General features: G+C 32.4%; 1 protein-coding gene and 1 rRNA gene. Both read right to left on the reverse strand.

Translation table 11 applies throughout. The annotated features are described in order from the left end of the window. The coding region (locus ACRDBA_RS00025) for a TIM-barrel domain-containing protein (protein ID WP_438570900.1) at positions 1 to 1,516 on the reverse strand (1,516 nt) is incomplete at its 3' end. Between the two features lie 369 nt (positions 1,517 to 1,885). Continuing rightward, positions 1,886 to 1,989 (reverse strand): 5S ribosomal RNA (rrf, locus tag ACRDBA_RS00030); the annotation flags it as partial.

Genomic DNA, 1,989 nt, shown 5'->3' on the forward strand with positions numbered 1-1,989 from the left:
ATCCTATATAAGTTGGAATATGGAATCTAATATATTCCCACTCACCACCAAATTGATCTCCTGACCAAACTGAAGAATAACGTTGAGTTCCTGCCCATCCATCTACTGTTATAACAAATGGTCTTGCATTATCTACTGAGTTATTTAATATACCTTCAGCAGATTGTCTTACTGAATTAAGAGCAAATGAATATCCTGGACCAACCCATGCAACGTCAGTTTTAACAGCATTTGTTCCTGCTACACCAACTTCTTTATCTATATCTCTTTCTAAATAAGCATCTTGATTACCTGTTGGCTTTAATTGACTTTGAGTCCAAAGACCTGTTTGTATTCCATTGGATTTTGTATAATCAACAAACTCTTTTAATAAACCTATATTTCCATCAATAGAATCTTCTCTTCCATATCCACATCCATAACCATCATTAGGTAAGAACCATCCAAGTGGCATATCATTATTTAAATGAGCATCTACAACTCCCTTAGCATCTACCATTAATGTTTCTTGTCTATCATATCCTGGTTGAGGTGTTTGTGATTCTTGTCCTGTTTCATCATTTACCCAATCACGCGCATAACAGTTAGCATGTCCTAAATAGAATGCATATTCAGGTAATAATGCTGGCTTACCTGTTAATTCATAGAATCCATTTAAAATTTCATTTGGCTTTTGGTCTATAAAGTAATAAGCATCAAATTTACCTTCTGAATGTTTTGTAGTTACTTTACTCTTATCAACTGATGCAAATTCATACTTACCTTGCTTAAATGTATGTCTCATTACACCATATCCATTAGTTGACCAGTAGAAAGGTGTTGGACTAGTTACCCCTCCATCAGTCCATATATTTTCATTTCTTATATATATACTCTTTCCTTTATGTGAGAAACGACCATTTTGCATTCCTCCACCATAAAAGTACTCTGAGTCATTAGTTTCTAAAGTTTGAACTATTTCATTTTCTTTATATTTTAAAGCTTCAGCTTCTTTCCAAACCGTTTTGCCGGTTTCTTTATTTACTAATTCCATCTTACCAGTAGCTTTTTCAACTCTAAGTTCAATTTTATTAGTAGCTATCTTAAGGATATCACCATCTTCTATTTGTGGAGTAATCCCTTCGTATTCTGAATCTTCCTTAACTCTTATAGTTGTTGTATGAGTCTTGTCATTTGGAGTTGGATTATCTTGAAAATCCCCCGTAGGATCCATGTATAATCTAAATACATCATCTCCTAATAAAGATACACGAACTTGCTCTCCAGTAACCATTTTAATAGTTACTATATTTTCATTTACTTGGAAGCTTTCTACTGCCCCAATTTGAGAGTAATTACTCTTTTCTTCATTGTTATCGTTTTCAGTTATTGCGTAGTTAGTAACTGATTCCATGTCATTAGCTACAGCTAATATTGGTTCTGCATAAATAGGACTTGATGTCATTAGTAGATTCCCTGCTACCATGGTACTTAGTGTTACAACTGCAATCTTTTTGATTAATTCTTTTCTCTTCATTGTTTTACCCACCCTTATACATTTTTAATTTTACCCATAAATTCTTATGCCACCTTATGGACTTCAGTGACACAAACCCTATTATAATTATAATTGTAAAATTTGTAAATACATATTTTGTTATTTATGTATTTTTATTCATAATGTATACTTATAAACTCTTACTCTACTATATAAAAAATATAGTTTTATTTATAAATTTACTCTTTCTTTTCTTAATAAAAGTTTTTTCTCATGAAGGTTAAAAGTATTTTTCTATTGCTCAATCAGTTGTTAACACGCTCTTAAAGACGAAAAAATATTATAATAACTAGTTATCTAACTAAAAAATTGAAAAAAAATAAGAGCCGTAATTCGACTCTTATTGTAACCTGGCGACGTTCTACTCTCCCACACAGTCTCCCATGCAGTACCATTGACGCTGTAGAGCTTAACTGTCCTGTTCGGAATGGAAAGGAGTGTTTCCTCTACGC

The sequence above is a fragment of the Clostridium sp. genome, from assembly GCF_051654825.1.
Taxonomy (GTDB): Bacteria; Bacillota; Clostridia; order Clostridiales; family Clostridiaceae; genus Clostridium.